Origin of the sequence: Streptomyces doebereineriae (assembly GCF_031845645.1) — a bacterium.
GTDB lineage: Bacteria > Actinomycetota > Actinomycetes > Streptomycetales > Streptomycetaceae > Streptomyces > Streptomyces canus.
In genome coordinates this window covers 1-401 of record NZ_JAVREZ010000532.1, presented here as the reverse complement: position 1 = coordinate 401, position 401 = coordinate 1, and the positions used below count along the sequence as shown (strand labels likewise).

Genomic DNA, 401 nt, shown 5'->3' with positions numbered 1-401 from the left:
GGACGAAGGGATGGGTGTCGAGCGGGACGGCGAACTGCTTGCCGATCGCCTGGCCCCGGCGCCAGATGTCCTGCGGGAAGTCTTCCTCCCTCACGCCGAGTTCGGCCAGCAGATCGAGGTCGAACGGGTCGAGGAGCCTGCCGGGGGCGAAGCCCGCGAGGCGGGCGAGGTGCAGGGCGGCGAGTTCGGGAGCCCTGCCGCCGGCACCGGCCATGCCGAGCTTGGTGTAGTACGGGGCGCCCCACTGGAGGGTGGAGGCCTCCAGCGCGATGTCCGGGTGTCCGGCCCGGAAGTCGTCCAGCATGCCCTGCATGTTGACGCCGTCGCCGCCGCCGAACAGATGCCAGTACCGCAGCAGGGTCTGCCCCGGGCCCGCGGCGGTCGCGGGCGCGGCACAGCCC

The 401-nt window shown here is 73.1% G+C and carries 1 pseudogene; it reads right to left on the bottom strand.

The features are described 5' to 3' along the window. Positions 1–401: pseudogene (locus RNB18_RS53125) on the bottom strand (extracellular solute-binding protein); the annotation flags it as partial.